The sequence below is a fragment of the Vibrio sp. 10N.237.312.B06 genome (assembly GCF_041464685.1).
Classification (GTDB): Bacteria; Pseudomonadota; Gammaproteobacteria; order Enterobacterales; family Vibrionaceae; genus Vibrio; species Vibrio tasmaniensis_A.
Genome location: NZ_JBFSPI010000015.1, coordinates 47,405 through 71,709, shown reverse-complemented (window position 1 = coordinate 71,709; position 24,305 = coordinate 47,405). Strand labels below are relative to the sequence as shown.

The following is a 24,305-nucleotide window of genomic DNA, read 5'->3' as shown; positions in this document are numbered from 1 at the left end:
ACAGCTCGGAAGGATCCTTCAACCGATCACTTTGGCTTTAACTGATCGGCATTAGTCATAGGCTGGCTTTACTGCATCAAAAACAGGTTCGGATACTACTAGGCAACGTGTGCCATATTGAGCGATAAGCTGACCTATTTTCTGAATCTCACCCGCACCAAAGGTTAGCTTGGTCGGTTGATAGTGTTGAAACTGTGTCATGGTTTAATCCTTGGTAGTGGTGCCAAACCCGAGCATAGAGGGGGTAGGTTTAGCACCGTTATTTCTAGATTGCTGTGGCGCATCGATTCGATAGAAACTGCGCTAGGCAATTACTTAAACGGTTTCGACTTCTTTTGTGTCTGCCGCTGCTTTATCTTCCAGTTGGTCGATTGCTGCGCGGAAGTCACGAACGCCTGCTGTGATGCCGTCTTTGTGGCCAAAGATATTTGTCGATGCAACCATCACATCAATATCTTCATTAAGCAGTTCTTCGATGTTGTGGTTACGGATACCGCCATCTACACATAGCTCACAGTTAGGGTTGCGTTCGTTGATGAGTTCACGTGCTTCGCGGATCATTGCAATCGCAGATTTGCGCCATAACCATTCATCATCGCCATCAGTAATGCCGTGAATAACAATGTGTAAACGGTCTAGGTAGTAGATAGATTCTTTAACAAATGACACTGGCGTTAATGCACCAACGGTTAAACCAAATTTCATACCGTGGTTTTGACAGTACTTAATGATGTAACACAGAGGAGCACCGATAAAATGCTCAGCTGGTAGAATCAGCATGTCTGCACCAGCAGCTGCGATTTTATCGATAAATAATTTGTCGCAATCTTTGAAGTAAGCGTGAACTTCAATTGGCTTTTCAGTGTAAGGACGAATGCCTTCAACAATTTGATGCCCCCCCATCAATTGCAGGTTTTTCAGGTCATGCATATCTGCTGCATCACAGTGGATGTAATCGGCACCAGCATCAGATACTTCTTTCACTACGTCTGCAATGTGGCCGTAATCTACGTGTGCTAATCCTGCGGCAATTTTTACTTTTTTCATGATTTATCCTTAGTAACTAAAAGTGTTTTGGCATGTGTGTTGGCCTTCTTGCACTATCAAGCGAAGGTACTGGCCAATTCCACAGCCGTTGTTATTGGTAACAATTAGATTAGCCATGCCTTTTAAAGCAGGGCTGGCATTAGCCATTGCGACAGGTTCTCCGGCAAGTCGGAACATAGAGGCATCGTTGTCCCCATCCCCAAAAGCAATGGTGTTATGAGATGAAATTCTTTGGTCATTTAGCCACTGCTGAAGAGCGTGGCCTTTGGTGGCTGCTTTAGACGTAATGTCCAATTTATTCGGTGTTGATAAGTCAGCTTGGAAGTGCGTTTTTAAGGAATCTCGTAACTGGTTTAGAGATTCTTTGTCTTGGCTAGACACTAATACTTTGTAGACATCGCCACTGCGAGCGATGAGTTCGGTCAGCGTTGGGATAATCTGCAGCTCCATTGCGGCATTAATAACCTCAGCCTTTTTTTCTAAACCCTTTGTATGAGTTGATTCTTTTTGAGCAAAGATGCCTTTACTTGAATAGATGGTGAAGGCGAAATGTCCATCATTCAGTAAGCTCAACAGACCCGTTAGTGATTCATGACTAATTGTGTGCTGATGTTGAACACGTTGTGTTTTAGGGTCATAAATATAGGCACCATTGCAGCAGATGATTGGTTGTGATAATTGAAGCTGGTCAACATATGGCATCATCAACTGGTGCGGTCTACCACTCGCCAAGCTCACCTGATATCCATTATTAACGGCAAGACAAATCGCTTGTTTGTTAGTCACGCAGATCTGCTCAGCATCACTTAACAGTGTTCCATCTAAATCAATCATTACTGCTTGGTATTTCATTTTACTCTCCAGTGACTTCTCATGACGCAAAGTGACTATAAGTGGTCAAATACGGTCACGTAAAGTCATTTTTGATTTATTATGAACGAAATAATGGTTTCGATCACACATTCTGAGTCAAATTAATTCAAAAGAGTTCATTTTGAGAATCTAATTGCTCAAAAGTTCATAATGCGTCAAAATAATTCAAAAGAACTTAATGGTATGAACAATGAATGAAGCTCAGCGTCATAGAAGCTTGTTAGATCATCTAACGAGTCATACGTTTATAACGACAAATGACTATGTGAAGATGTTAGATATCTCTTTATCTACAGCTCGTCGGGACATTACAAAGTTGGCGGAAGAAGGGAGGCTGAAAAAAATCCGTAATGGGGCAGAGGTAATCAATTTTGACTCGTCCCTAGCCGCAACTCATGCACCAAGCAGCTTTATCCCCTGCGAAACAGATATAGAAAGCTATGTAGCGAAAAAGCGAATTGCTAAAGCTGCGGCAGATATGTGTGAAGAACACGACAGTATTATTGTGAGTGGTAGCAATACGACTTTTTTGATGGGAGAGCATTTAGCGCATCGTGATGTGCAAGTTGTGACGAATTTTATGCCATTGGCTTATCAGCTGATTAGTCAAGATCATCAAAGTATCATCATACTTGGTGGTCAATATCTACCCGAACGTCAGATCACTATTTCTCCAGATGAAGAAGCAGCAGATGACCATAAAAGTCGTTTTGTCTTCTTTACGGGTACGGGTGTTACGACAGCTGGTGTGCATACCTCTGATCTATTGGTCTATATGGCAGAGAAAAAGCTGCTGGAGTATGGTGATCGTATTGTGGCTCTGATAGATAGCAGCAAAGTAGGTAAACATGGTGGAAAGTTACTCGCTACCGCTTCTCAGATTGACACATTGATTACAGATGACGGCGCTGACCCTAAGGTGCTTGATGCTTTACGAGAACTTGGTGTGAAGATACAGGTAGTTTAGTTACGTGGAGAGTGCTGCCACGGCGCTTGTTTTTGCTTTTGTCGTACTCTTGATTCTAGTAGGACATTATTACTGGCCGTGTGTTTGTTGTCCGAACCAAACCGCGGAAGAGTAAATTTCTTCAGATCATAGCTTTGTAAATGAAGTTCAGTGATGTTGTGGGGCTGAATAGAAGTTAATTGAACAAAAAATAGTCATTTTATTCAAATAACGCTTTACAACCTGGTCAGGATCACCAAGAATGTGCTTGCTCTGTTTTCAGGGTTATTAAATGAAACATCCAGTTGTAAAGTAAAACCCTTAGTATTGCTTCATTGTTATTCTCAGTGTTTCCCTTGGCTTCATAGATACATTAAATAATTCAAGCTTTCAGCGCATCGCACTTTTGGCGATTAATTTTTTATTTTTATATAAGGGACACATCATGTCTAACAAAACAAACGGCGTAGTAAAATGGTTTAACGAAGAGAAAGGCTTCGGTTTCCTAACTCAAGACAACGGCGGCGCTGACGTATTCGTACACTTCCGTGCAATCGCTTCTGAAGGTTTCAAGACTCTTAAAGAAGGCCAACAAGTGTCTTTCGAAGTAGAGCAAGGCCAAAAAGGTCTTCAAGCTGCAAACGTTGTAGCTCTATAAGATTTTAAGTCGACGCAGGTTGCATTAGCAACTTGCGTCACTTTCTCTCTAAAACCAGTTTTCCCTCAGTTTTACAGTAACACTCTTCTCCACTTGCAATACCTCCTCTAAATATTAAAAATCCTTTTGCACACCTGCTCTGTTCTATCTATCGCTGTATCTATCTTTTGTGCTAAGTACATCTCCTGCGTGATAATCTGCTCACTTAGTCATCCTGATTGTCATTATTGTATCCATAAAAAAAGCCCCTAAAACTAGGAGCTTATCTTGATCTAATCAACACTGATTCAGCTAGTGGCTATCCACAGTGTGTTACTGACGAACTATTATTCAATGTTCTGGATCTGAATGTTGAATTATTTTTATTATTTATTTAATTCAATCTATTATGTGGATTTTTTGTGTTTTTTTGAGTTTTAACCACCAATTTAACCACCAGTTTAGAACTATCAATCCTTCAATCGCTCGAACTCATTTCGGATCAGTATTTCAATTGTTTCATTGATTTTTAGTCTTTTTTGTTCTGCTAAACTGTCGAGTTGCTGTTTGGTCTTTTCAGTCATACTTATGCTGTATGCTTTTTTTCCTTCATTTTTGTCTCGGAATTTTTTTTGGCTCCAAGCTCGCTTCATACTTCCGAGCAGTAACGTCTTGCGATCTGGTTTATCGTGAAGCATATCAAACAAGGCGACAATAGCATTCTTGAGTTCATTGTCGTTGGTTGGGGTCCAGGCTTTCAGAGATAGCCGATCATCAAATTTATTGAGATACTCCCAGGTCCATTCATACTGATGAGTATTGTTTTCTTCTAACCACTTTACGATTTTTTTGTCACTAAAAATTGGTTTCCATGAATTGAGTAACGCTTCGATCACTTCCTTTTGTTTGGTCAGCCTTAGCTCAGAAGCATGAAAACTTTTAATAATATCTTTCCGTCTATCGTGGGTATTGTTACTTGTGTCTCTAAAGGCATTTGAAGATAAGTTGGTGTAACTAACACTTTTATCTAAAAGAAGATCATCGATATCCAAGATAGGCTCAACTTTATTATTTTCGCGTCTATTCCGGTTTCTTTTTTGCTTACTCTTTGACTTTAAGTAACACCATACCCAGTTACAAAACCGCTCGTCAGATTTGCCTAACCAGAGAAAATCATCGTCTCGAAGCTGCTGTGCTTTAAAATCTGTTTGCATTTGACCTATTAGCTTACCGCTCTTTTTTTCATCCTCAGTATGATAGTTAACCTCTTTCCTAATCATATCTAAACATGCATCGATGGTATCAAATTCATTTATGTCATCTAGATCAGTATCTTCGAAATTTTCCATCAGATAGTCGATATAGAAAGCACACTCTCTGAACGAGCTAGCTTCAAGTTGTTGTTTGTTGTTAGCCATAGTTAAGGTGACGTTGTAGTTGTAATGTATGATATTTGTACCATTAATGGTAATTACTGTGTAGTGTTTTTGGTGTTTTTATAGTGATTCACTGTGGTTTTTTAGTGATTTAATAGTTGTTTTTTAGTTGATTTATCGTAGGTTAATATAGTTGATATTTTGGTGTAACCCCTTATAAAGCTTATGCTCTAGCTTGAAATAGGTATGAATGCGTGGAAATAACTTCGGAGTACGATGAATGATATATGGCCTTGGAGATACCTTGGTCTAGTGGAAAAGTGACGAGGTTACGGGTTTGTAAGAGTGACGGTATGATTAATATACGTGATAGCTTTTCATAGAATCATCTATACCTACCCTAGTAGGTTAGAAAGATCTGTTAAAAATAATGTGAGTAGAGATACCTGTGAACAAACAACACAGGAGTTACTCATGAAAGATGATACTTACCAAGGATTACTTATTCAGGGAGCAATCGAAGATAACAACACTTCTTACCTCGACCGTCTTTTATCTACGATGAATAATGCATTAGGAGAGCATTCTAGAACTTATGCTATTAGAGTCGATCTTAGATTGCCGAACATTGATGATAACCTTGACTGTTTAAGTCGTGATGAAATTGTTAGTTATAACCGTAATCGGACAAATATAATAAAGAGGTTTACTGAATCTCTGAACTCAAAAATCCAAGCTCAAGCGCAACGAAAGCGGAGAGAGGGAAAAAGAGTTTATCCTTGCAGTATGAGATATGTATGGGCCAAAGAACGTGATACATCAATAAACGATCATTACCATGTCGTACTCTTTTTTAATAAAGACAGGTTCTATCAAGCTGGGGGCTATAAGCGTGGAGGGAGTTTAGCTTCGTTAATTATCGAAGCGTGGGCTAGTGCACTTAGTTGTGAATTTGAAGATGTTTTTCGTTTGGTTTGTTTTCCTCCAAACCATGGGTATTACCTAAATGAAAACAGTGAAGATTACTTAAGTCAGTACGAAGATTTGTTTTATCGAATTAGCTATCTGGCAAAAAAAAGAACGAAGCATTATGGTGAGGGTAGTCGATGTTTTGGTTGTAGCAACCGATAGGTATTGGATGAAAAATAAAGGGGAGTGAATCCCCTTAACCTTTATGACGATGTTTTAAGTCCCACACGCGCCACTGACTGGCTTGAATGTGCGCACGAGCGTCACGCTTAAGCTGAGTCAATGTGAAGGTGCTTGAGAACATGTCACCGTCTAGACAGTGGCTACAGAACTGATGGCAGTTTTCATTTAGCAGGGAATAGCCTGTTTGTACGCCTAACATGCTTTCTGCTATTTGAGCACAAGACTCACTCCCAACGGCACTACCTTGTACATTGCAACTGATATAAATGGAAATGGCTGTAGTGTCTGCTAGAAACTGACGAATAGTTACGGCTTCGATAAGACCTTTTCTATTGCGATGGATGATATGTCCATCTCCCACGTAGACACCTGAATGTTCAGCAGAGCCGAATGCGAGATCGCAATACACAATGCTGCCTCTTTCTGGAGCCTGAGTTGTATGAAAGAGATTGTCGGCAAGACTTCTCCCTAATTGAGTTAGCCCTAGGGCTCCTAGTATTTTTAGTGGATTCATTATGAGCCTGCAATAAAAAAGCCCTGAGTTCTGATCTCAGGGCTTATGGTATGAACGTGAAACTTTTATTGGATTTGGCATTTCAGATCGTTGAGGTAGATAAGATCATCACCGCCAAAGTTAAGCCTCTGGCTCCAGTGTTTCAGTGTTTGCTTTAATAGATAGTACGTTTCAGCTTGCTGGTCTTTGTATAGAAGGTTTAAAGACTTAAATAGGTCAAACTCGCAGCTTAATGTTTTATCATCAGAAAAGTGAGCAGAGAAGCCATTGTATAGAAAGTGACTTTGCTCATTATCATCAACACTCCATTGGTAAATCTCATCGACGCTTACAGGGGTGATAAATTGAGATCGACGATCTTCTAGTTGAGCGAGAGCTCCATCAATTCCGTCTGGATACTTTTCTTGTAACTCTTGCTGAGCACGCTTGCTTCTTTCTAAAAGGTTTTCGAAGCGTTTCTTATCAAAGTATCCCGTTGCTTCATCATATTGCTCTTGATAGCTGGCTTGGTTATCAGCTAGCTTTTTGATTTTCTTGTATTCACTTGAATTTCTCTGAGCGAGTTTGTCTGCACTCTTGTTCAGTTCAGCCGCTAATAGGTTGGAGAACTTTTGTGAAGGTATATCCATATTACAACGGTATTCAATCACTGTTCTGTCACGATTATCTTCAAACGTTTGCCATTCGACCTCATTACACACCTTACGATGATTGAAGGCTTGGTTGATGGTCAGTGACGGCTCATATTGAGTCAGTTGATTTTCTCCGTTTATATAGCTGAAAGGCTCTAGCTGTAGAGAGTCGGCTACATTGTCACCGCAGCCGAAGAGTAAAAGTGTAGTGGTAAGAACGCTGATTGAAGTAACGGTTCGAATTGGTACTGACATTGTTTTATCCTTAAATGAAGGAGTGGGAAGTTGCGGTGATGGTGGGTTTGATGCTTCTTTTAATCAGCAACGACTTTATAAAGAATCCAGGCCAAAATAGGATCAATTACCAGTCCGAGTAAAAGCCACCAACCAAAGCTGCGACCATTACTCTTCGCGTACAGCGCCAGTATAAAAGCGAAAAAGACCCATAAAAGCACTAAAATCATAATTTATTCTCCTTTTTGAATTGCTTGCACCGATACAGGTGCCATTTGGATAGTACATTAAACATAATCTACCTGCACCCATAATGGTGCAGGTGTGTTTGTGAATAAGATTGAGAAAAACATTACTGGAAATCAAATCCGCAATATCAGATTGTCTCAGCAGCTCTCTCAGCAAGATGTTGAACGAATGTGTAGTCTCAAAGGGTTTGAGATGACAAGAAGCAAATTAGCGAAGGTTGAGTCTGGCATGGTCCGTGTGACGGATGAGATGCTAAAGAATCTTGCGGACATACTGAATGTTGGTGTCGAAGAGTTCTTCTATTAATCTCTGGCCTAGCAATGAATGACTTACTTAATATTGCGGTTTCAATACCCTCTGAGCTCAATGTTTATAAGGGATCGTCGCTCCCGCCCCCTCACGAAATGTTCATTCTTAAAGTTCGAGAGAAACAAAATCTTGATCGACTTCATCTTGAGTAATACCAATATAGCGAAGCGTCACGCCTTCAGAAGTATGGCGAAGCATTTTCATGACACGTCCTATATCTTTTGTGGATTGATAGAGAAAGTAACCTCGGGTCTTTCTCATCGAGTGAGTACCTAAAGCGATATTCAGTTCTTGCCCTACTTGTTGAAACGCCATGGACACAGCGCGTCGCGTGATTGGCTGGGGTGGTTTGTTTTTCAGCTGTTGGCATCGGTGGGATTGAAACAAGTAAATGTGGTCGGGATGTTGCTCTCTTAATCTAGCAATGTGCTGCTGCGCTTTGGTATTGAGTTGAATGTTGGCGATTTTGCCCGTTTTACTTTCACGAATAATGAGTCGGTCCTGATGAATGTCTTCAAAGCGGATTGACAACAAATCAGAAATCCGCAGTGCTAGGTTTAATCCGATATGCCACACATCGGCCATTTGTGGATGACAACGAATACTCAATAGGTGACCAACTAGGCGTATGGTGTCATCGTCTTTAACTGCTTGGACCTCAGCCATAATCTGCTTCCTTTTTTGTCTGTAGTCAGGTGTTTTGGGAAGCACAAAGCCGACGATATTAAAGAACCTTTACTGTATAAGGGATGGAAGCTTCCCGTTTTAACAATATGGGAAGCAGGCTCGTTTTGGCTCTGTGTTGGTGGTTGTGTTGAATGTTTGTGAGGCGTGGGACATGGGTTGATGTGTCTAACTACACTCGACTTGGATTTGGTCGTAGGCGTCCATCGACATATAGCTAAGAAAGTTTCCTTCCCATAGCTCGTAGAGTTCCGTCATCGTTGGTAAGCGAATGCTTTGCCATCCCGCATAACGCGAAAAGACCACTGAGTTTCCGATATCAAAATCAATATCTCTATCTAGCTCTGGGTAAGCACCACCGCAATAACTGAAGTCGGTGATGTAAAGGATGGTGTAGTGATTCTCTGAAACCTGGCTTAAAGCAATTTCAACAGGATGATAACCACCATTTTCAGCGCTGTAACTTTTATCTCTAAAGTTCACAATGATGATCTGCTTCCCACGGCTGTCGGAGTGTTGGCTAAGTACATGGTTTAAGCTGCTATGAAGCTTTTGGGAAATAGGTAAGCATGAAGGACTGAAAGTAACGGTTGATGAATGAGAATTTGACATAGTCGATCCTTGTTTTTAAATATGAGATTACTTGATGGTCGTTGCAGCGAAGTAATCAAAGCTTTGCTGGTGGAAGGTGTTGGTTAACGCGTTTTGCCAAGAATGAAAGAGTTCGATGACTTGTGGCTGATTGAGGTCGCATCGCTTGATATCTGGTTGATAGAACCATTGGTGGCTGAAGTTGAAATAAAGCTCTACTTCTAACTGTTCATCCTCATCGGAAGGAAAAGCAAAGCTGGTCATCGTCGCAATTTTCCAAGTTTCTTCTGGAGACTCTCTGAACAAGTGGACTTCCAATGGATGTGGACCTGATCTATGCGTTAGGTAGGTCGAGTGCCTAAAGTTCAAGGCAATACGTTCAGTGGTTTCAGGAATGGTGCACAAACTGATAGACGCTTCTAGATAGCGTAGAAGCTGCCGTGACAACGATGTATAACGACAAGGTAATAAGACGGTCTTCATACCCACCCCTTTTCTGCAAATGACACACAATCCTCACCCACAACGATGTGGTCCAATACTCGGATATCCACCAAATTAAGTGCATCCACTAGACGCTGCGTAATGCGTCTATCAGCCTGAGAGGGCTCAGCAATACCTGAAGGGTGGTTATGAGCAAAAACCACCGCAGCAGCATTGTGGTTTAGTGCAGCCTTGAGCACTTCACGTGGATAGATTGAGGCCGCATCAATGGTGCCAAAGAACAGTTCTTCAAAACTGATCAATTGATGTTGGTTATCAAGAAACATCACCGCAAACACTTCGCGGTCGTGCGCCCCTAACTTGAGCTTTAAATATTCCTTAACATTGGTTGGGTTAGTGAAGGTGCCTTCTCGTTTGTATTTTGCAGCCAGTGCTTCGGCTGCACGTTCTAGCAGTTCATTCAACTCTGAGGTTTTAAATGGGTAGTCGTGTCGGTTGTTTGAGTTACGCATAAGGGCTCCTGGGATTATCTGTTTGGTTATGCGTACTGATGAAATATATCTGAGAGCGTTTTGAATCGGGGTGTGAAGAGGGGGTATTTTCAGAGACAGGTAAAAAATAACTATCTTGCCGTTGTTATGTAGCAATCGTAATTAAGCAACGAATGAACAATCAACACAATTGGCTGGTGCAAAGGATGTATCGGCTTTTTAGTCTCTGGAGGGTATAAAAATGAACAAAGAAATTTATGTAGAAGCAGCCATCGTAGAGAAGCAAAGATGCCGTCACGTTGGTGGTGTCGGGCTAGTTATATTCGATGCAAGTGGAACTATGGCAGATGAAGACTGGCGATACTTTGACAGTATCATAGATCGTCATTATCTAGAGTTATCAGCGCTTGCGTTTGGGCTGGAGCGTGCTTGTGATGGCGACATTATTTATTCAAGCAGTGACTATTGCGTTGATGGTTTTAATGACTGGCTTGATGGTTGGAAACGTCGAAATTGGCGGAAAGCAAATAAAAAGCCGATAGCTCATCAAGACCTTTGGCAGTTGGTTGATGACAGAAGCAAAGATAAGAGTGTTGAGGTGAGAAAAGTAGCAGCCTGTTCAGCAGGCAAAGATGCCGCTTATAGGTACGCTTTCGCAGTGGCGAATGGTCAATTGTAATAATAATGAATCACTTGTTGGCTATGCCAACAAGTGATTCCTATTTTTGTGCAACCCTAATATGTCTGTTTAGCCATCTCCTGATAGTAGGTTAGATAGGTAAAAGTAAAAAATAACGCAGAGACCTTTGTTATGAGTTGAACTACATAACAAGGTCTCAAAATGAAATTTCTTAAATTACAACAAGTCATGGACAAAACAACATTATGTCGCAGCAGTATCTATCTCTTAATCAAAGCTGGTGATTTCCCTAAAAACGTTACTGTGATGGGCAAGCGTAAAGCCTGGTTAGAAAGTGAGATTGACGATTGGATGATGGAGAGGCTTGATACAAATAGTTAATAGAAATTACAGGAAATAAAAGAAGTTAGACATAAAACAAGGAGCTGTTAGCTCCTTGTTTTATGTCTAACTGCAGGTATAGGAAAACGACATGTACGTGACTCATAGTCCGTAGACTCATTGGCGTCATTACTAAAGGATAAGTAAACGGATTCATAAGGTTTAAATAAAAGAATGAATGACTTAAAAGTTTGTTTGTCATTTGGAATGCATCTAAAAAAAATCAGGTTAGATAATTCCTTGAGCCAAGAAAAACTAGCTGAATTATCCGATCTAGATAGGACATACATATCTAGCGTTGAGCGTGGTCAACGAAATATAAGCTTGGTTAACATTTGTAAGCTTGCGACCGCACTTAATATCCCCCGTTCAAAATTATTAGAGTTTTAAATAGAAATTACTGGAATTAGCTGATGTATATAAAAGATGAGTTGCAACAAAAGTTTGAGGAGTTAGAAAGAAGAACAGTAAGTGATTCTTTTGGTGGCGAAGCTATTGAAGGTAGAGCACCTGTTTTTGCGTTTAAACCTATTATGCATTGGGCTGCTTATAACCATGGAAGGTTTGAAGAACCACTTTCAAGAAATCTTGATGCCATAAAAAACAGTATGAGCGCTAAATGTTTCAAATACACTATGGAATGCCTTGGTAGGTTTGCTTTTTGTATTGAACTAACAAATTTAAGTATCACTTCTACAAAGATGAAAACACGGTGGGTATTGGGTCGAATTACCAAAACACGACAAGGTACATTCGAAAATTTTGAAGGTGATTTTAGTCCAGGTCAAGATGAGCGGTCATCGACATTTAACGAGTGCTATTCGATTTTCAATAAATGCATACAGCTACTAGCGAACTCTGCGAGCCATAGAGATATGATGGACAAGTTATCAGACCAAAAAAGAAGCGGTACCCCTTATGAGAGCGTATTCACTTATTTAGATCAGAGTTTAGGCGCTGTACATATAGCTTCCAATATCAGACTAGTTGAACTTACTGACATAGAGTGGTTGATAACTGCTCGACCTTTAATCAAGCCTAGCTTACGTATTGATGCTGATGGAAATAAAACCAAATGTGTAGAAAAAATAGCAACCAAATGTTACAAAACTGATCGTTCTCAAACTGGCGAAGTGCAGACAAATAGAGCGAAGCGGTGGGAATGCTTAAATGTTGATTTTCAACATGCAACTATAGAAGAATGCTGGTCGGTTGAAAGAAAGTTGCTAAATGATGTAGCTCACTTCCGCGGTTTCCCCATGGTTGTAAAGGAAAAGTTAATTCAATCTGGATTATTTGGTGAGCAAGGGTACACATTATGCCCTATAACACTTAAGCCAATGATATTTGAAGATTTACTTGGTGGAGGGGGGCATGGTGAGTCACAGTTTCAAGTCGGTCACATGATGCCATTGAAAGCCGGCGGTAACCATGAAGGTGACAATATTGAATGGATTTCTAATGACGGGAATAGAATACAAGGAAGCCTAAATATCCAGGAGACTAGAGAGATGCTTGCTGGAATATTTGAAAGGATGTCTGAAAAAGAGCTAATATAACCCACCAACAATGCAGGTCCTGAATTGCTATGTTATCATTACATAAAATGAAAATGCCAATTCAGGACCAATATGAAATTAACACTAAATTCAGCTTTTACAGAAATTAGAAACTATCTTGCAGGTAAAGCCGTGGGCATTACTAGAGATCAATCTCTCATGCATGAGGTTGTAAAGTCGCTGTTCTGTAAAGTAAATGTTATCGGCAGCATGAAGGAAAGACCTGATAACGAAAGGTTATCGATTATTTATCGTGAAGCATTTAGCGAAATAAAGTCCAAAATTCAGTCTATTTTTTCAAGCGATGAAGAACTCCTACTAGACCCCGATTCAATAGCATTTATTCATGACATTTTAGATCAAGTAGATTTGGATGATCCACATAACGACCCTCTTAGTGAGCTATATCAAACATTTGTAAGCTCAGATGCAAGAGGGGCTGAAGGTCAGTTTTTCACTCCAACTGAAGCTGTAAGTTGGATTGTTGATGCTATTGCACCACAAGAAGGTGAAAAAATCATAGATCCAGCCTGCGGTGCTGGTAGCTTTTTAAGCTTTTCTGCACGGTACTTAAAAACTAATGGAGTATCACCTAGAAAAATAAATGACTGTTTATTTGGTATAGAAAAGGATGAGTATTTATCAAAGTTAGCCAATACGCATATAGCTCTATCAACTTTAAATCAAAGTAACGTAGTTTGTGCCGATTCGATTGAAAGAAAAGATAAGAATAATCTAGATATTCCTTTCGAGTTAGATGAGAGTTTTGACATTGTATTAGCGAACCCGCCATTTGGAGCGAAAATTAAAATAGGAAGTGACGACACTAAGAAAAAATTTGATTTAGCTCATCGTTGGACGAAAAATAAATTAACAGGTTCATACGAAAGAACTGATAAAATAGCTGCAAATCCCTCACCCCAAATTCTATTCTTAGAGTTGTGTCTAAAGTTATTAAAGGTAGGTGGAAGGATGGGGATTGTTGTGCCAGAAAGCATGCTGTCTAGCTCATCTGGTGGCCATGTGATTCAATACCTCCTTCAGTATTCAGATTTAAATGCTGTTATTGGCATGCCTGAGAATTTATTTAAAACATCAGGCAAAGGGGGGACACATACAAAAACATGTTTGGTTATAGCAACAAAAAAAGAAAATGATATTAATGATAGATCATTATTTATGGCAGAGGCCAAGTGGTGTGGTCACGATAGCAGAGGTAATCAGATTCCGCATAATGATTTGCCTAGAATATTAAATAATTATTTAAAAAACGATCTTGCAACAGATCCTCAAGCCCATCTTGGTCACTATCTTAAACAGAGTGATATAAAAGACCTAGTTCTAGCACCTAGATATTATAACCCTGAACCAGCCTTGGCCCTTAGAGCACTCAAAGATACTCATGACTTGATTAGTTTAGGTGATCTTATTTCCAAAGGTATCATAGATATAAAAACTGGTGATGAAGTAGGTAAGCTTGCTTATGGCACTGGTAACATTCCTTTCATTAGAACCTCTGATATATCGAATTGGGAAATAAAATTAGACCCTAAACATGGAATGTCAGAAGAGATCTATAGCAAGTATGCAAAAAAACAAGATGTTCAAGAGGGGGACATCTTTATGGTTAAAGATGGCACATATTTGATTGGAACTTGCGCTTTTGTATCCAAGTACGATAAAAAAATAGTTTATCAAAGCCATTTGTACAAAATTAGAATAACGAATAAAGATATAATGTCGCCTTACCTTTTATTGGCAGCTCTATCATCGAAACCAGTGATAGATCAAATACAATCGAAAAGGTTTACACAAGATATTATAGATTCTTTGGGTAAGCGTATAAATGAATTGATCTTACCTATTCCTAAAGATGAAGAGCGTAAAAAAAATATCACTTCAATGGTGGAGAAATCTATTAATGACCGTATAGAATCACGTGAATTAGCACGAAACGCAAAGACATTAATTTGTAGTTAATAGTTAATTTTTTTGAGGAGAGTAAGCATAGAATTCAAATGTAATTGACATAGGCCATTGGATTATGCAATTACTGTAATGAAATATGCTAGCTTGCTTAAAGCCTCTCTTCGCTCTTCCAGATAATCATACTGATCATAGATCCCTTCAACCCCCTTCAATTTGTGATTCAAGCATCTCTCGGCGACTTCGCCGGGAGTACCTTGTTTTGCCAGTAACGTACGGCAAGTACGGCGCAGGTCATGTACGGTGAAGTGCAGCATATCGCCCATCAAATTAGGTGGTTGTTTCTTTTTGCCAGCTTCATGACCAAATAGCTTAGTAATCGCTCTATTGAGTGTGTCAGGCCCCATGTGTGGGCTCTTGCTAGCTCTTCTGCTAGGAAATACATACTCAGAGCCAAATCCTCTTATCTTCAACTCCTCAAGCCATTCCAATACTTCTGATGCCAATGGAATAGTAAAGCCGACATTGGTTTTGCTACGCTCTTTTGGCAAATGCCACAAGCCTTTCCCAAGCTCAAACTCTTCCCATTTAGCTTCACACAATTCAGATTTACGCACCCCTAAACAAACCAATAATGCACATGCTAGATAATTATCGCGGCTAAAGTTGGTGCTATTTTTTCTCGCGATACGAAAGAACTGCTTTAATTCATCTTCGCTCAAGAAGCGATCTTTACTTTGCTCTATGCCGCCAGCATCTCTCACAGTAAATGCAGAGGCCGGATTACCTTGAAGAAGGTCAAGCTTCATCCCGTGATTAAAAAGCTGCTTACAGTGGCCTAGAGCGTCATTGGCAATGGTTGGGCGACCGGAATCATTAATTGCTGTGATTGCTGTGCGAATATCACGGGCAGTAATTCTATCGAGAGGGATGTCACCGATGTGTGGGGCAATATCTTTGGTGTAAACACGTTTTGGGATATTCGGGTGTTTAAGGCGCTTAACTAAGGTTGGGTACCAATCTTCAAATAAGTCATTAACGGTTTTAATATTTTCTTGTTCGGCACGTTTTCGTTGCAAGAGGGGATCAAAACCCTCTCTCACTTGCTTCATTTTGGTCGCGGCTTCTAGGCGAGCATCTGATAAGGAGAGATCTTTAACTTTACCTAGTGTCATTTCATGGCGCTTTTTATTGGAGGTAAAGCGTAGCATCCAGCTAGCGATGCCGGACGCGGGAACCACCAAGTACAAGCCCTCACCATCAGCATGACGCTGTGTTTTCTCGCTACCAGCCTTAATGAGCGCTTCTACTTTTTTAACCGTTAACTTAGCCATAACCACTCCTAATAATGCATGATTTCAGTGGTTAGTATCTTACCCACCACTCGCCTTTGCGATAAGTCTATCATACCCACCACTTTAACCACCACTTGGCGGTGGTTAAAGGTGTATTAAGGAATACGGTGATGGAAATTGATTTAAGGTAAGTTATTGTATTTTAACTGTTTGAATGCAATAAAATACAGTTGTAACTATTATTCAATATTTTGGATCTGCTCACGCATCTGTTCGATAAGAACTTTAAGCTCAACGCCCGATGCTGTGATGTCTGTGCTGATAGACTTAGATGCTAGCGTGTTTGATTCACGGTTGAACTCTTGCATCATGAAGTCAAGTTTACGGCCACAAGCGCCACCTTTCTTCAATACTACATTCGCTTCTTTCACGTGAGAGTCTAGGCGGTCTAGTTCTTCTGCTACGTCTGACTTCTGAGCCAGTAGGATAAGCTCTTGCTCAACGCGAGAACCTTCAAGTTCAATCTTCGCATCTTCAAATTTGGTAAGAAGACGCTCACGTTGCCATTCTAGGATCTCAGGCATGCGTGCACGAACTTTAACGACTTCTTCAGTGATTGCATCTAAACGCTGAACGATGAGCGCTTTCATGTTTTCGCCTTCACGAGCACGAGCGTCAATGAACTCTGCGATTGCATCGTTGAATGCTTCAAGTAGATCTTTGTTGATGGCATCCATGTCTTGCTCTGGCGTTTCCATTACGCCAGGCCAGTTCATGATTTGGAATGGGTTCAAACGGCTGTCTTCACCTGTCATCGTCATTACTTGGTTAGCAGCATTGATTACTTGCTGAGCCAAACCTTCGTTAATGCTTAGCTCGCCTTTCGCTGCTGGGTTTGCTTCAAAACGTAGGTTACATTCAACCTTGCCGCGAGCTAGACGCTTACGGAAACGCTCGCGTAGGATTGGCTCTAAACCACGGAACTGTTCAGGCATACGGAAGTAAGTTTCTAGGTAGCGTTGGTTTACACTACGGATTTCCCATACTGCTGTACCCCAATCGCCTTTTACTTCTTTGCGCGCGTACGCGGTCATACTATAAATCATCGAATTTTCCTGTCTTTTATCATTCTGAAAATAACGCGCACGCATAGTATCACGATATGGTGTGCTCCCGAAGCTTGTCGATTTTCCGTTATAAATAGCCTTCACGGTAAGTATCTTTGAGTCGTAAGTCGCCTTAAGTAGTAGGCCACTTTGAATGGTAAATAGATTTGAAAGATAAACTGCTATATAATCTTGCCCCAATCAAAACTGTCTCACCCCTTTCTTAGGTGATGCACTCTTTCGATAGTAAATCACTTCAGACTGTTAATAAGGTAGATACCAATGCGTCCAAATGACCGCGCTGTAGATCAAATTCGTCCAATTAAAATTACTCGTAACTACACTGCTTATGCTGAAGGTTCTGTATTAGTTGAGTTCGGCAACACTAAAGTTCTATGTAATGCGACGGTAGAAGAAAACGTACCGCGTTGGTTGAAAGGCCAAGGAAAGGGTTGGGTAACGGCTGAATACGGCATGCTTCCACGTGCAACGCACACTCGTAACCGTCGTGAAGCGGCGAGCGGTAAGCAAGGTGGTCGTACGATGGAAATCCAACGTCTGATCGCGCGTAGCCTACGTGCAGTTGTTGATTTAAAAGTAATGGGTGAAATCATGATCACTGTTGATTGTGATGTTATCCAAGCTGACGGCGGCACTCGTACTGCTTCTATCTCAGGTGCAAGCGTTGCAATGGCGGATGCAATCAACAGCCTACTAGCAAGCGGTAAACTGAAAAAGAACCCGATGAAAGGCCATGTAGCGGCAGTTTCAGTGGGCATCGTTGGTGCACAAGCACTGTGTGACCTTGAGTACGTTGAAGACTCAGCAGCTGATACCGATATGAACGTTGTAATGACGGAAGACGGTAAGATGATTGAGATTCAAGGCACCGCAGAAGGCGAACCGTTCAGTCACGAAGAGCTGATGCAGCTTTTAGCTCTGGCGAATAAGGGCATTACTGATATCGTCGAAGCGCAGAAGTCGGCGTTAGCAGAATAGTTTTTAATAGCTCCCAATTTGGGGGCTATTTTTTTGTCTGTAAAACTCGAAAGGGTAGTGCAGAGCGTAAGTTAAGTTTTATTGAATAAACGTAGAGGAAAAACATGAAAGCATATCAACGTGAATTTATTGAATTTGCACTAGAGAAAGAAGTACTTAAGTTTGGTGAGTTTACTTTAAAGTCTGGCCGTAAGAGCCCTTACTTCTTTAATGCTGGATTGTTTAATACAGGTCGTGATCTAGCACGCTTAGGTCGCTTCTACGCAGCAGCATTAGCAGATTCAGGTATTGAGTTCGATGTACTATTTGGCCCTGCGTACAAGGGTATCCCAATCGCAACAACAACAGCGGTTGCACTAGCGGATCACCATGATGTGGACACGCCTTACTGCTTCAACCGTAAAGAAGCGAAAAACCACGGTGAAGGTGGCAACCTAGTGGGTAGCGAACTTGAAGGTCGCATCATGTTAGTTGATGACGTGATCACTGCTGGTACTGCGATTCGTGAGTCGATGGAAATCATCCAAGCAAACGGCGCTGATTTAGCGGGTGTGCTTGTTGCTATCGACCGTCAAGAGAAGGGCAAAGGAGAGTTGTCTGCGATTCAAGAAGTTGAGCGTGACTTTGGTTGTGCGATTATCTCAATCGTTAGCCTGACTGACTTGGTTACTTTCCTTGAAGAGAAAGGCACCGACGCAGCACACCTAGAGTCAGTAAAAGCGTACCGAGCTCAATACGGAATCTAATTCGTAAACTGAAGAAGTTGAACCTAATAGTTTAGTGCCTTAGGTTTAGAGCTTAAAAAAGAAAAATGCCCGAGAGATGAAACTCTTTCGGGCATTTTTTTACTTAAATCTTATTGGACAGAACAAGGCTCGCTTACTTGTAACGAATGCCTTTTTCCGCTTCTGGATCTTCCATGGTTTTGAAGCGCTTGTGTAGCCACATCCATTGTTCTGGGGCTCTTAAGATAATCTTCTCAAGATAGCGGTTCATATACGCTGCTGCCGCTTTTTCATCTTTCTGCGGATAGTTATCTTCGATTGATTCGTCGGCCATGATTTCATATTTACCGTCGGCATTTCTAAAGCCAGACCCAATAACGACCGCGCATCGACTGGTGTAAGCTAAAATGCTGGTTCCAGTGGTGGTGCTTGCATCCTCTACTGCAAAGAAAGGTACGAATACAGATTTATTGCGACCGTAGTCATGATCAGGGAGATAGAATAGGCGATCTCCGTTACGCAGAACACGTATCATCTTTTTCACATCTTTACGATCAATAGTCAGATTGCCATTGTGGGTTCGGCCCCAAAACTGAATAAGGTTATATACAGCGTTGTTGTGTGGGCGATACACGCCATATCCATGTTGTCCGAGTACGGCAAAAGCGCGAGCGGTAATTTCAAGGTTGAGAGCGTGCACACAACAAAGTAGAACGCCTTTACCGTTTTTGCTATGCGATCTCATTACTGCAGTATCTTTATCAACCAGCAACATTTTAAATCGCCACGTAGGCCAAAACCAAGTAATGCCGGTTTCAATCAACGCTAATCCAGTATTTTTGAAGTTTTCTTTAACTAATTGATTTATTTCTTCTATGGGCTTTTCAGGAAAGGCTAGCTCCATATTACGAGTTGCAATATCAACCCGTTTTTTACCAAAACGCACGCCTAGTAAGCCAAGTCGCTGCCCTAAGGAGAGCAACACACGGTAAGGTAGCAGGTTAACAATTAGAGCCAACAACCCAAAGCCTAGCCATACGGGCCAGTATTTAGGGTGCAGCAGTAAGAGTGAAAATTCAGGCTTATCATATGTGGTTTTGTTCATATATTTGGCTTAATGCTGATTACTATTCGATTTGTACACTCAGAAGTGCCCAATACTCTTCAAAGTTCGCTGTCGGTTGATATTTGAAGTCCGAGCGAACAAATCGATTTAAACTTCCTTCAACCTGACCTAACAATTGAGCCGCTAAGATTTTTTCATCAACCGGGAATGACTTCCCTTCGCGAAGCTTTCTTTCTCGTAGAATTTGACGAAGTTGCGTCTCAATACGTTCGAAAAGCTGATTGATGCGATCGCGCAGGCGTTCATTTTCAAACATTAGAGCATGACCAGACAAAATTCGAGTTAGGCCTGGGTTACGTTCTGAGAAAACCAAGATAAGTTGTAGCACTAGGCGTATGCGCTCTAGTGTGTCTTTCTCTTCATCTAGAATACGGTTGATTCGAGACATCAACGCTTCTTCAATGAACTCGATCAAGCCTTCAAACATGCGAGCTTTGCTTGGGAAGTGGCGGTATAACGCAGCTTCAGAAACACCAACTTGCTTGGCCAACTTTACCGTTGTGATACGAGAAGCACCTTCGGTCGATTCCAACATTTGTGCTAGAGCTTGCAGGATTTCTTCACGACGGTTTGATTTTCGAGTACCGGCCATCTATTTACTTCCTTTCCTAAAGATGAGGATTGAGTGAAGCAGGATTATAAACACCATTCAATTCTGTTCCTAGTTTTGTAAGACCTAGGTCAACAGAATCGAGAGGTGTCAGCGTATTGTCAGGGTAAAATTGTGCGTTTATACGTCAATAAGCTGTTGGATCTGATTAAGGATCTGGAAACCAAGAGAGTCTTTGCTATCTAGAGGTAGAGATTTATCGCCACCTTTCCAATAAAGGTGCAACTCATTACTACTACTATTAAAGCCTTGGCCTTCGACAGAGACATCGTTAGCACAAATCATATCGAGGTTCTTTCTTTCCAATTTTCCGCGCGCATACTTCTCGACATCTTGAGTTTCTGCTGCGAAGCCGACAGTAAATGGACGATCTTCAGTCATTGAGGCAACGGAAGCCACAATGTCTGGGTTCTTAACCATTTGAATGGTCATGTCATCTTTACTATCGACTTTTTTAAGCTTCTGGTCTGCAATGGTCTCTGGGCGGTAATCGGCAACCGCAGCGCAGCTGATGAAAATATCATGCTGAGCAGCATTGGCATTCACGGCATCAAACATCTGTTGTGCGCTGTCTACATCAATGCGATTAACCTGATTTGGTGTCGCGAGTGATACAGGGCCACTAATTAGAGTTACCGTAGCACCTTGTTTCGCGGCCGCTTCAGCCAGTGCATAGCCCATCTTGCCCGAGCTATGATTGGTAATGTAACGAACTGGGTCGATCGCTTCGCGAGTTGGACCCGCAGTAATTAACACCGAACGGCCAGTCAGAGGTTTAGGTTGGAAGAAGTCTTCACAACGATGGACCAGTTGCATTGGCTCTAACATACGCCCCATACCAACATCGCCACAGGCCTGTTCACCAGCTGCCGGACCCCAGATTTCACATCCACGACGTTTTAGCGTTGCGATGTTCTCTTGAGTTGCAGGGTGGCTGTACATTTGTTGGTTCATTGCTGGGGATACCGCAACTGGCGCATCGGTTGCTAAAACCAAAGTGGTCAGTAGGTCGTTACCCATGCCTGCGGTCATACGCGCAATAAGGTCTGCGGTTGCGGGTGCTAATAAGACTAGGTCAGCCCATTTCGCCAGTTCGATGTGCCCCATGGAAGCTTCAGCAGCAGGATCAAGCAAACTATCAGACACTGGCCTTCCAGAGACAGCTTGCATGGTGAGAGGAGTAATGAACTCCTTAGCCGCATTAGTCATGACGACTTGTACCTGCGCACCACGTTCGATTAAGCGTCGAGTCAGTTCGGCACATTTATAAGCTGCGATACCACCACTAATGCCAAGTAGGATTTTTTTTCCAGCTAGGCCTTGTTGGTCAGCGTTATCCAGTTGATTAACCAATGTTTGCATGATTCTGTTCCTTAATTTCTCTGGGACTAACGATATCAGAACAAAGGATTAGTGCCTAGAAGCAGAATTGGAACAGGTTTGACACTCATCAAGTTGATGTTATCAAACTTATCAATTACACGGTTTTGCTAGGCATTAGTCTTCTTTATAAAGCTGTGGAAGCTCTCCGTAGACAAACGGATTAGGCTGATGGATCGTATTCATCACCCTAGATAGCCTTTATATGCCTATAAGTAAAATGCCTGTTGAGTCGATGCCAAGAGAAAAGTTACTGAGTAGAGGCCCCGACTCCTTAAGTGATGCGGAGTTGTTAGCTATATTTCTTCGAACGGGCACACAAGGAATGAATGTTTTAGAGCTATCAGACAAGTTGATCAAAGATTTTGGTTCGCTTCGCCATCTTTTTTCTGCAACGGAGGCTGAGTTTTGTGCCCATAAAGGGATGGGGCAGGCGAAATATGTCCAGTTGCAGGCTGTTTTGGAGATGACGCAACGTTATTTGGCCGAGACTTTATCTCGAGGGGATGCACTAACTAGCCCAAGTCACACCAAGTTGTATCTTTCGAGTATATTGCGTGATCGCCAGCGAGAAGCCTTCTACATATTGTTCCTAGATAACCAAAACAGAGTAATAAAAGATGAAGTGATGTTTGAAGGAACCATCGATGCAGCATCTGTTTACCCGAGAGAAGTGGTTAAACGGGCACTTCATCATAATGCTGCCGCTTTAATCCTAGCGCACAACCATCCTTCCGGTGTCGCAGAGCCAAGCCAAGCAGATAGGCGAATTACACGTAGATTAACCGACGCATTGGCACTAGTGGACATCCGAATTCTCGACCATTTTGTCGTTGGAGATGGCGAAGTTATCTCTTTTGCAGAGCGCGGATGGATTTGAATCACATTTTAGGTTGTTAGTTGCGTTAAATCTGCTATCATTCCGCCCACATTTTAGAACCTTAAATCAGCTCTGATTACTCAAATAGCTGCCCTGTTCAAAAAAAGATCACGAAATCCTTAAAAAGGATCTGTTCGGGTCTTGAGCAATGCATGTCAAGTTAGTATAATACGCGACCTTTGATAGCCTTGAATGGATTTTCCATTATGGTTTTTACCTCTATTTTCAGAATTGATAGAGAGGTTCGGCCACCAAGGTTGATATCGAGCTGAAACGATTTGGAGAGACATTCATGTCCCGAGTATGTCAAGTAACTGGTAAGCGTCCAGTAACGGGTAACAACCGTTCACACGCACGCAATGCTACCAAGCGTCGTTTTCTGCCGAACCTACAAACTCACCGTTTCTGGGTAGAGAGCGAAAAACGTTTTGTTAAACTACGTCTAACTGCTAAAGGCATGCGTATTATTGATAAGAAAGGCATCGATGCTGTTCTTGTTGATATCCGTGCACGTGGCGAAAACGTTTAAGAGGAATTAAGCAATGGCTAAAGGCATTCGTGAGAAAATCCGTCTAGTATCTTCTGCTGGAACTGGTCACTTCTACACAACTGACAAGAACAAGCGTAACATGCCAGGCAAATTTGAGATCAAAAAGTTTGATCCAGTAGTTCGCCAGCACGTTATGTACAAAGAAGCTAAAATCAAGTAATTGATAGCCCCTTTGCCTCTTCTTTTATAGAAGAATAAATTAAAAACCCAGCTTATAGCTGGGTTTTTTTATATCTAAAATTTGAGTAACTCAATTATTCTTGTTTGATATAGCGTCTGATAGATAGAAAACCGTACAACATAGAAAGTATTGCCACTTTCACGATATACTGATTACTCAATAGGTTAGATGAGCAGAATCATATGAGATATCGTGGACGCCGGTGGAACAACATACTCATGTTTAGTGTGATCGCTTTTATTGGCGTGTTAAACCTTCCAACTTTGATCAAAACGTACCTTATCGAGCCCGAACCTGAAGTTAAGATCAGCGGTTCTTATCCTTCTCTTTTAAATCCAGCAGCTGAGCTTCAAGCTTTGCATTTTGCTAATTGGTCAGTTGTAGTAGAAGACGATCATTGGGCTTATCAATTTAAAGACACAGTGCTTCCTCAAACTACCAGTGCACAAGAGCTGTCACAGAGGTGGCAGGAACTTGTGGGCACCGAAATTGACTCTCAAACCTATACCGACCTCTCACCACAATTGAATACCCCGCATACCATTGAGGTTTGGTATCAAGACCAAGAAGAGCCCCAGCGTATTACCTATTATCAACTTGCTGAGTTTTGGTTGCTAAAAAACTGGAATGATCAGTGGCTGGCGGTGTCTATTGAAGAGAGCTACTTGTTTCCAAGCTTTGGCTCAGGAGATTCATTTAAATCAGACCATCTCTTTAAAGCAGACAAGCTATCTAGATCAGACAAATCACCTAAATCGGACGACTAAC

General features: G+C 41.5%; 30 protein-coding genes and 1 pseudogene. 15 read left to right on the top strand and 16 right to left on the bottom strand.

Features of this window, described 5'->3' with window-relative positions:
- Positions 1-54: 54 nt before the first annotated feature.
- From AB6C75_RS06350 to AB6C75_RS06340, 3 genes and pseudogenes are all read right to left on the bottom strand, one after another.
- Positions 55-201: pseudogene (locus AB6C75_RS06350) on the bottom strand (alcohol dehydrogenase); the annotation flags it as partial.
- Between the two features lie 114 nt (positions 202-315).
- Entirely contained in the window at positions 316-1,047 is a 732-nt protein-coding gene (locus tag AB6C75_RS06345; protein ID WP_012603032.1) for a ribulose-phosphate 3-epimerase, read from the bottom strand.
- 9 nt (positions 1,048-1,056) lie between these two features.
- Complete coding sequence (locus AB6C75_RS06340) at positions 1,057-1,899, bottom strand: Cof-type HAD-IIB family hydrolase (RefSeq protein ID WP_372107369.1); 843 nt, start codon at positions 1,897-1,899, stop codon at positions 1,057-1,059.
- Positions 1,900-2,110: 211 nt separating this feature from the next.
- Here AB6C75_RS06340 and ulaR point away from each other — a divergent pair, with 211 nt between their 5' ends.
- Together ulaR and AB6C75_RS06330 are read left to right on the top strand one after the other, a co-directional pair.
- Positions 2,111-2,887, top strand: a complete 777-nt coding sequence (gene ulaR / locus AB6C75_RS06335; protein ID WP_012603034.1) for an HTH-type transcriptional regulator UlaR — start codon at positions 2,111-2,113, stop codon at positions 2,885-2,887.
- 424 nt (positions 2,888-3,311) lie between these two features.
- On the top strand, positions 3,312-3,524 hold the full coding sequence (locus AB6C75_RS06330; RefSeq protein ID WP_004735656.1) for a cold-shock protein: 213 nt from the start codon (positions 3,312-3,314) through the stop codon (positions 3,522-3,524).
- Positions 3,525-3,973: 449 nt separating this feature from the next.
- On the opposite strand, the gene AB6C75_RS06325 is transcribed toward AB6C75_RS06330, so the two are convergent.
- Positions 3,974-4,921: a hypothetical protein gene (locus AB6C75_RS06325; protein WP_372107366.1), complete on the bottom strand. Its 948-nt coding sequence runs from the start codon at positions 4,919-4,921 to the stop codon at positions 3,974-3,976.
- Between the two features lie 432 nt (positions 4,922-5,353).
- Here AB6C75_RS06325 and AB6C75_RS06320 point away from each other — a divergent pair, with 432 nt between their 5' ends.
- Entirely contained in the window at positions 5,354-6,010 is a 657-nt protein-coding gene (locus AB6C75_RS06320; protein ID WP_372107364.1) for an inovirus Gp2 family protein, read from the top strand.
- 34 nt (positions 6,011-6,044) lie between these two features.
- On the opposite strand, the gene AB6C75_RS06315 is transcribed toward AB6C75_RS06320, so the two are convergent.
- The 3 genes from AB6C75_RS06315 to AB6C75_RS06305 form a co-directional block, all read right to left on the bottom strand.
- Positions 6,045-6,545, bottom strand: a complete 501-nt coding sequence (locus tag AB6C75_RS06315; protein ID WP_372107362.1) for a lecithin retinol acyltransferase family protein — start codon at positions 6,543-6,545, stop codon at positions 6,045-6,047.
- Between the two features lie 65 nt (positions 6,546-6,610).
- Positions 6,611-7,432: a hypothetical protein gene (locus tag AB6C75_RS06310; protein ID WP_372107360.1), complete on the bottom strand. Its 822-nt coding sequence runs from the start codon at positions 7,430-7,432 to the stop codon at positions 6,611-6,613.
- Between the two features lie 59 nt (positions 7,433-7,491).
- Positions 7,492-7,641: a hypothetical protein gene (locus AB6C75_RS06305; protein ID WP_164880363.1), complete on the bottom strand. Its 150-nt coding sequence runs from the start codon at positions 7,639-7,641 to the stop codon at positions 7,492-7,494.
- 100 nt (positions 7,642-7,741) lie between these two features.
- Here AB6C75_RS06305 and AB6C75_RS06300 point away from each other — a divergent pair, with 100 nt between their 5' ends.
- A complete protein-coding gene (locus tag AB6C75_RS06300) occupies positions 7,742-7,966 on the top strand; it encodes a helix-turn-helix domain-containing protein (protein ID WP_240493338.1) in 225 nt (74 codons plus the stop codon).
- A gap of 108 nt (positions 7,967-8,074) precedes the next feature.
- On the opposite strand, the gene AB6C75_RS06295 is transcribed toward AB6C75_RS06300, so the two are convergent.
- The 4 genes from AB6C75_RS06295 to radC (AB6C75_RS06280) all read right to left on the bottom strand — a co-directional run bounded on the left by AB6C75_RS06295 (position 8,075) and on the right by radC (AB6C75_RS06280) (position 10,200).
- Positions 8,075-8,635, bottom strand: a complete 561-nt coding sequence (locus tag AB6C75_RS06295) for a tyrosine-type recombinase/integrase (RefSeq protein WP_372107357.1) — start codon at positions 8,633-8,635, stop codon at positions 8,075-8,077.
- A gap of 186 nt (positions 8,636-8,821) precedes the next feature.
- On the bottom strand, positions 8,822-9,265 hold the full coding sequence (locus AB6C75_RS06290) for a DUF2787 domain-containing protein (RefSeq protein WP_102530619.1): 444 nt from the start codon (positions 9,263-9,265) through the stop codon (positions 8,822-8,824).
- 27 nt (positions 9,266-9,292) lie between these two features.
- Positions 9,293-9,727 (bottom strand): DUF2787 family protein, encoded by a 435-nt coding sequence (locus tag AB6C75_RS06285; protein WP_372107355.1) that lies wholly within the window; start codon positions 9,725-9,727, stop codon positions 9,293-9,295.
- A complete protein-coding gene (radC, locus tag AB6C75_RS06280; protein ID WP_372107353.1) occupies positions 9,724-10,200 on the bottom strand; it encodes a DNA repair protein RadC in 477 nt (158 codons plus the stop codon). The genes AB6C75_RS06285 and radC (AB6C75_RS06280) overlap by 4 nt, the downstream gene beginning before the upstream one ends.
- A 220-nt stretch (positions 10,201-10,420) precedes the next feature.
- Between radC (AB6C75_RS06280) and AB6C75_RS06275 the strand changes: the two genes are divergently transcribed.
- From AB6C75_RS06275 to AB6C75_RS06255, 5 genes are all read left to right on the top strand, one after another.
- On the top strand, positions 10,421-10,858 hold the full coding sequence (locus tag AB6C75_RS06275; RefSeq protein WP_372107351.1) for an RNase H family protein: 438 nt from the start codon (positions 10,421-10,423) through the stop codon (positions 10,856-10,858).
- Positions 10,859-11,020: 162 nt separating this feature from the next.
- Positions 11,021-11,200, top strand: a complete 180-nt coding sequence (locus AB6C75_RS06270) for an AlpA family phage regulatory protein (RefSeq protein ID WP_372107349.1) — start codon at positions 11,021-11,023, stop codon at positions 11,198-11,200.
- Positions 11,201-11,374: 174 nt separating this feature from the next.
- The gene (locus AB6C75_RS06265; protein WP_372107347.1) at positions 11,375-11,590 is read left to right on the top strand and encodes a helix-turn-helix domain-containing protein; all 216 of its coding nucleotides are present in this window, start codon (positions 11,375-11,377) and stop codon (positions 11,588-11,590) included.
- Positions 11,591-11,613: 23 nt separating this feature from the next.
- Positions 11,614-12,759: a hypothetical protein gene (locus AB6C75_RS06260; protein WP_372107345.1), complete on the top strand. Its 1,146-nt coding sequence runs from the start codon at positions 11,614-11,616 to the stop codon at positions 12,757-12,759.
- A gap of 72 nt (positions 12,760-12,831) precedes the next feature.
- Positions 12,832-14,739: an N-6 DNA methylase gene (locus AB6C75_RS06255; protein ID WP_372107343.1), complete on the top strand. Its 1,908-nt coding sequence runs from the start codon at positions 12,832-12,834 to the stop codon at positions 14,737-14,739.
- Between the two features lie 62 nt (positions 14,740-14,801).
- Here AB6C75_RS06255 and AB6C75_RS06250 read toward each other — a convergent pair whose 3' ends face one another.
- The gene (locus AB6C75_RS06250) at positions 14,802-16,019 is read right to left on the bottom strand and encodes a tyrosine-type recombinase/integrase (RefSeq protein ID WP_372107341.1); all 1,218 of its coding nucleotides are present in this window, start codon (positions 16,017-16,019) and stop codon (positions 14,802-14,804) included.
- A gap of 200 nt (positions 16,020-16,219) precedes the next feature.
- Positions 16,220-17,086 (bottom strand): YicC/YloC family endoribonuclease, encoded by an 867-nt coding sequence (locus tag AB6C75_RS06245; protein WP_009847984.1) that lies wholly within the window; start codon positions 17,084-17,086, stop codon positions 16,220-16,222.
- A 282-nt stretch (positions 17,087-17,368) separates the two neighbouring features.
- On the opposite strand from AB6C75_RS06245, the gene rph reads away from it, so the two are divergent.
- Both rph and pyrE read left to right on the top strand, forming a co-directional pair.
- A complete protein-coding gene (rph, locus tag AB6C75_RS06240) occupies positions 17,369-18,085 on the top strand; it encodes a ribonuclease PH (protein WP_017097394.1) in 717 nt (238 codons plus the stop codon).
- Positions 18,086-18,189: 104 nt separating this feature from the next.
- A complete protein-coding gene (gene pyrE, locus AB6C75_RS06235) occupies positions 18,190-18,831 on the top strand; it encodes an orotate phosphoribosyltransferase (RefSeq protein ID WP_004735727.1) in 642 nt (213 codons plus the stop codon).
- A 133-nt stretch (positions 18,832-18,964) separates the two neighbouring features.
- Here pyrE and lpxL read toward each other — a convergent pair whose 3' ends face one another.
- The 3 genes from lpxL to coaBC all read right to left on the bottom strand — a co-directional run bounded on the left by lpxL (position 18,965) and on the right by coaBC (position 21,908).
- Positions 18,965-19,915, bottom strand: a complete 951-nt coding sequence (gene lpxL / locus AB6C75_RS06230) for an LpxL/LpxP family Kdo(2)-lipid IV(A) lauroyl/palmitoleoyl acyltransferase (RefSeq protein ID WP_017100199.1) — start codon at positions 19,913-19,915, stop codon at positions 18,965-18,967.
- Positions 19,916-19,937: 22 nt separating this feature from the next.
- A complete protein-coding gene (gene slmA, locus AB6C75_RS06225) occupies positions 19,938-20,528 on the bottom strand; it encodes a nucleoid occlusion factor SlmA (protein WP_372107338.1) in 591 nt (196 codons plus the stop codon).
- 138 nt (positions 20,529-20,666) lie between these two features.
- Complete coding sequence (gene coaBC / locus AB6C75_RS06220; protein ID WP_017102407.1) at positions 20,667-21,908, bottom strand: bifunctional phosphopantothenoylcysteine decarboxylase/phosphopantothenate--cysteine ligase CoaBC; 1,242 nt, start codon at positions 21,906-21,908, stop codon at positions 20,667-20,669.
- A gap of 223 nt (positions 21,909-22,131) precedes the next feature.
- Here coaBC and radC (AB6C75_RS06215) point away from each other — a divergent pair, with 223 nt between their 5' ends.
- From radC (AB6C75_RS06215) to AB6C75_RS06200, 4 genes are all read left to right on the top strand, one after another.
- Positions 22,132-22,806 carry a DNA repair protein RadC gene (gene radC, locus AB6C75_RS06215; protein ID WP_012603038.1) on the top strand — a complete coding sequence of 225 codons (675 nt, stop codon included), beginning with the start codon at positions 22,132-22,134 and terminating at the stop codon, positions 22,804-22,806.
- Between the two features lie 292 nt (positions 22,807-23,098).
- Positions 23,099-23,335 (top strand): 50S ribosomal protein L28, encoded by a 237-nt coding sequence (gene rpmB, locus AB6C75_RS06210; RefSeq protein WP_004728407.1) that lies wholly within the window; start codon positions 23,099-23,101, stop codon positions 23,333-23,335.
- A gap of 13 nt (positions 23,336-23,348) precedes the next feature.
- Positions 23,349-23,516, top strand: a complete 168-nt coding sequence (gene rpmG / locus AB6C75_RS06205; RefSeq protein WP_002535344.1) for a 50S ribosomal protein L33 — start codon at positions 23,349-23,351, stop codon at positions 23,514-23,516.
- Positions 23,517-23,719: 203 nt separating this feature from the next.
- Complete coding sequence (locus AB6C75_RS06200; RefSeq protein WP_372107335.1) at positions 23,720-24,304, top strand: hypothetical protein; 585 nt, start codon at positions 23,720-23,722, stop codon at positions 24,302-24,304.
- The last annotated feature ends 1 nt before the right edge of the window (position 24,305 follow it).

Bases quoted from the DNA above. Each gene is read 5' to 3' on its own strand.
- AB6C75_RS06345 (WP_012603032.1), bottom strand. From the start codon at position 1,047: ATGAAAAAAGTAAAAATTGCCGCAGGATTAGCACACGTAGATTACGGC.
- AB6C75_RS06275 (WP_372107351.1), top strand. From the start codon at position 10,421: ATGAACAAAGAAATTTATGTAGAAGCAGCCATCGTAGAGAAGCAAAGA.
- AB6C75_RS06330 (WP_004735656.1), top strand. From the start codon at position 3,312: ATGTCTAACAAAACAAACGGCGTAGTAAAATGGTTTAACGAAGAGAAA.
- AB6C75_RS06305 (WP_164880363.1), bottom strand. From the start codon at position 7,641: ATGATTTTAGTGCTTTTATGGGTCTTTTTCGCTTTTATACTGGCGCTG.
- AB6C75_RS06325 (WP_372107366.1), bottom strand. From the start codon at position 4,921: ATGGCTAACAACAAACAACAACTTGAAGCTAGCTCGTTCAGAGAGTGT.
- AB6C75_RS06290 (WP_102530619.1), bottom strand. From the start codon at position 9,265: ATGTCAAATTCTCATTCATCAACCGTTACTTTCAGTCCTTCATGCTTA.
- AB6C75_RS06295 (WP_372107357.1), bottom strand. From the start codon at position 8,635: ATGGCTGAGGTCCAAGCAGTTAAAGACGATGACACCATACGCCTAGTT.
- AB6C75_RS06245 (WP_009847984.1), bottom strand. From the start codon at position 17,086: ATGATTTATAGTATGACCGCGTACGCGCGCAAAGAAGTAAAAGGCGAT.
- AB6C75_RS06260 (WP_372107345.1), top strand. From the start codon at position 11,614: ATGTATATAAAAGATGAGTTGCAACAAAAGTTTGAGGAGTTAGAAAGA.
- rph (WP_017097394.1), top strand. From the start codon at position 17,369: ATGCGTCCAAATGACCGCGCTGTAGATCAAATTCGTCCAATTAAAATT.
- coaBC (WP_017102407.1), bottom strand. From the start codon at position 21,908: ATGCAAACATTGGTTAATCAACTGGATAACGCTGACCAACAAGGCCTA.
- slmA (WP_372107338.1), bottom strand. From the start codon at position 20,528: ATGGCCGGTACTCGAAAATCAAACCGTCGTGAAGAAATCCTGCAAGCT.
- ulaR (WP_012603034.1), top strand. From the start codon at position 2,111: ATGAATGAAGCTCAGCGTCATAGAAGCTTGTTAGATCATCTAACGAGT.
- rpmB (WP_004728407.1), top strand. From the start codon at position 23,099: ATGTCCCGAGTATGTCAAGTAACTGGTAAGCGTCCAGTAACGGGTAAC.
- AB6C75_RS06270 (WP_372107349.1), top strand. From the start codon at position 11,021: ATGAAATTTCTTAAATTACAACAAGTCATGGACAAAACAACATTATGT.
- AB6C75_RS06285 (WP_372107355.1), bottom strand. From the start codon at position 9,727: ATGAAGACCGTCTTATTACCTTGTCGTTATACATCGTTGTCACGGCAG.
- AB6C75_RS06310 (WP_372107360.1), bottom strand. From the start codon at position 7,432: ATGTCAGTACCAATTCGAACCGTTACTTCAATCAGCGTTCTTACCACT.
- radC (WP_372107353.1), bottom strand. From the start codon at position 10,200: ATGCGTAACTCAAACAACCGACACGACTACCCATTTAAAACCTCAGAG.
- AB6C75_RS06255 (WP_372107343.1), top strand. From the start codon at position 12,832: ATGAAATTAACACTAAATTCAGCTTTTACAGAAATTAGAAACTATCTT.
- radC (WP_012603038.1), top strand. From the start codon at position 22,132: ATGCCTATAAGTAAAATGCCTGTTGAGTCGATGCCAAGAGAAAAGTTA.
- pyrE (WP_004735727.1), top strand. From the start codon at position 18,190: ATGAAAGCATATCAACGTGAATTTATTGAATTTGCACTAGAGAAAGAA.
- AB6C75_RS06340 (WP_372107369.1), bottom strand. From the start codon at position 1,899: ATGAAATACCAAGCAGTAATGATTGATTTAGATGGAACACTGTTAAGT.
- AB6C75_RS06265 (WP_372107347.1), top strand. From the start codon at position 11,375: ATGAATGACTTAAAAGTTTGTTTGTCATTTGGAATGCATCTAAAAAAA.
- AB6C75_RS06200 (WP_372107335.1), top strand. From the start codon at position 23,720: ATGAGATATCGTGGACGCCGGTGGAACAACATACTCATGTTTAGTGTG.
- AB6C75_RS06315 (WP_372107362.1), bottom strand. From the start codon at position 6,545: ATGAATCCACTAAAAATACTAGGAGCCCTAGGGCTAACTCAATTAGGG.
- lpxL (WP_017100199.1), bottom strand. From the start codon at position 19,915: ATGAACAAAACCACATATGATAAGCCTGAATTTTCACTCTTACTGCTG.
- AB6C75_RS06250 (WP_372107341.1), bottom strand. From the start codon at position 16,019: ATGGCTAAGTTAACGGTTAAAAAAGTAGAAGCGCTCATTAAGGCTGGT.
- AB6C75_RS06320 (WP_372107364.1), top strand. From the start codon at position 5,354: ATGAAAGATGATACTTACCAAGGATTACTTATTCAGGGAGCAATCGAA.
- rpmG (WP_002535344.1), top strand. From the start codon at position 23,349: ATGGCTAAAGGCATTCGTGAGAAAATCCGTCTAGTATCTTCTGCTGGA.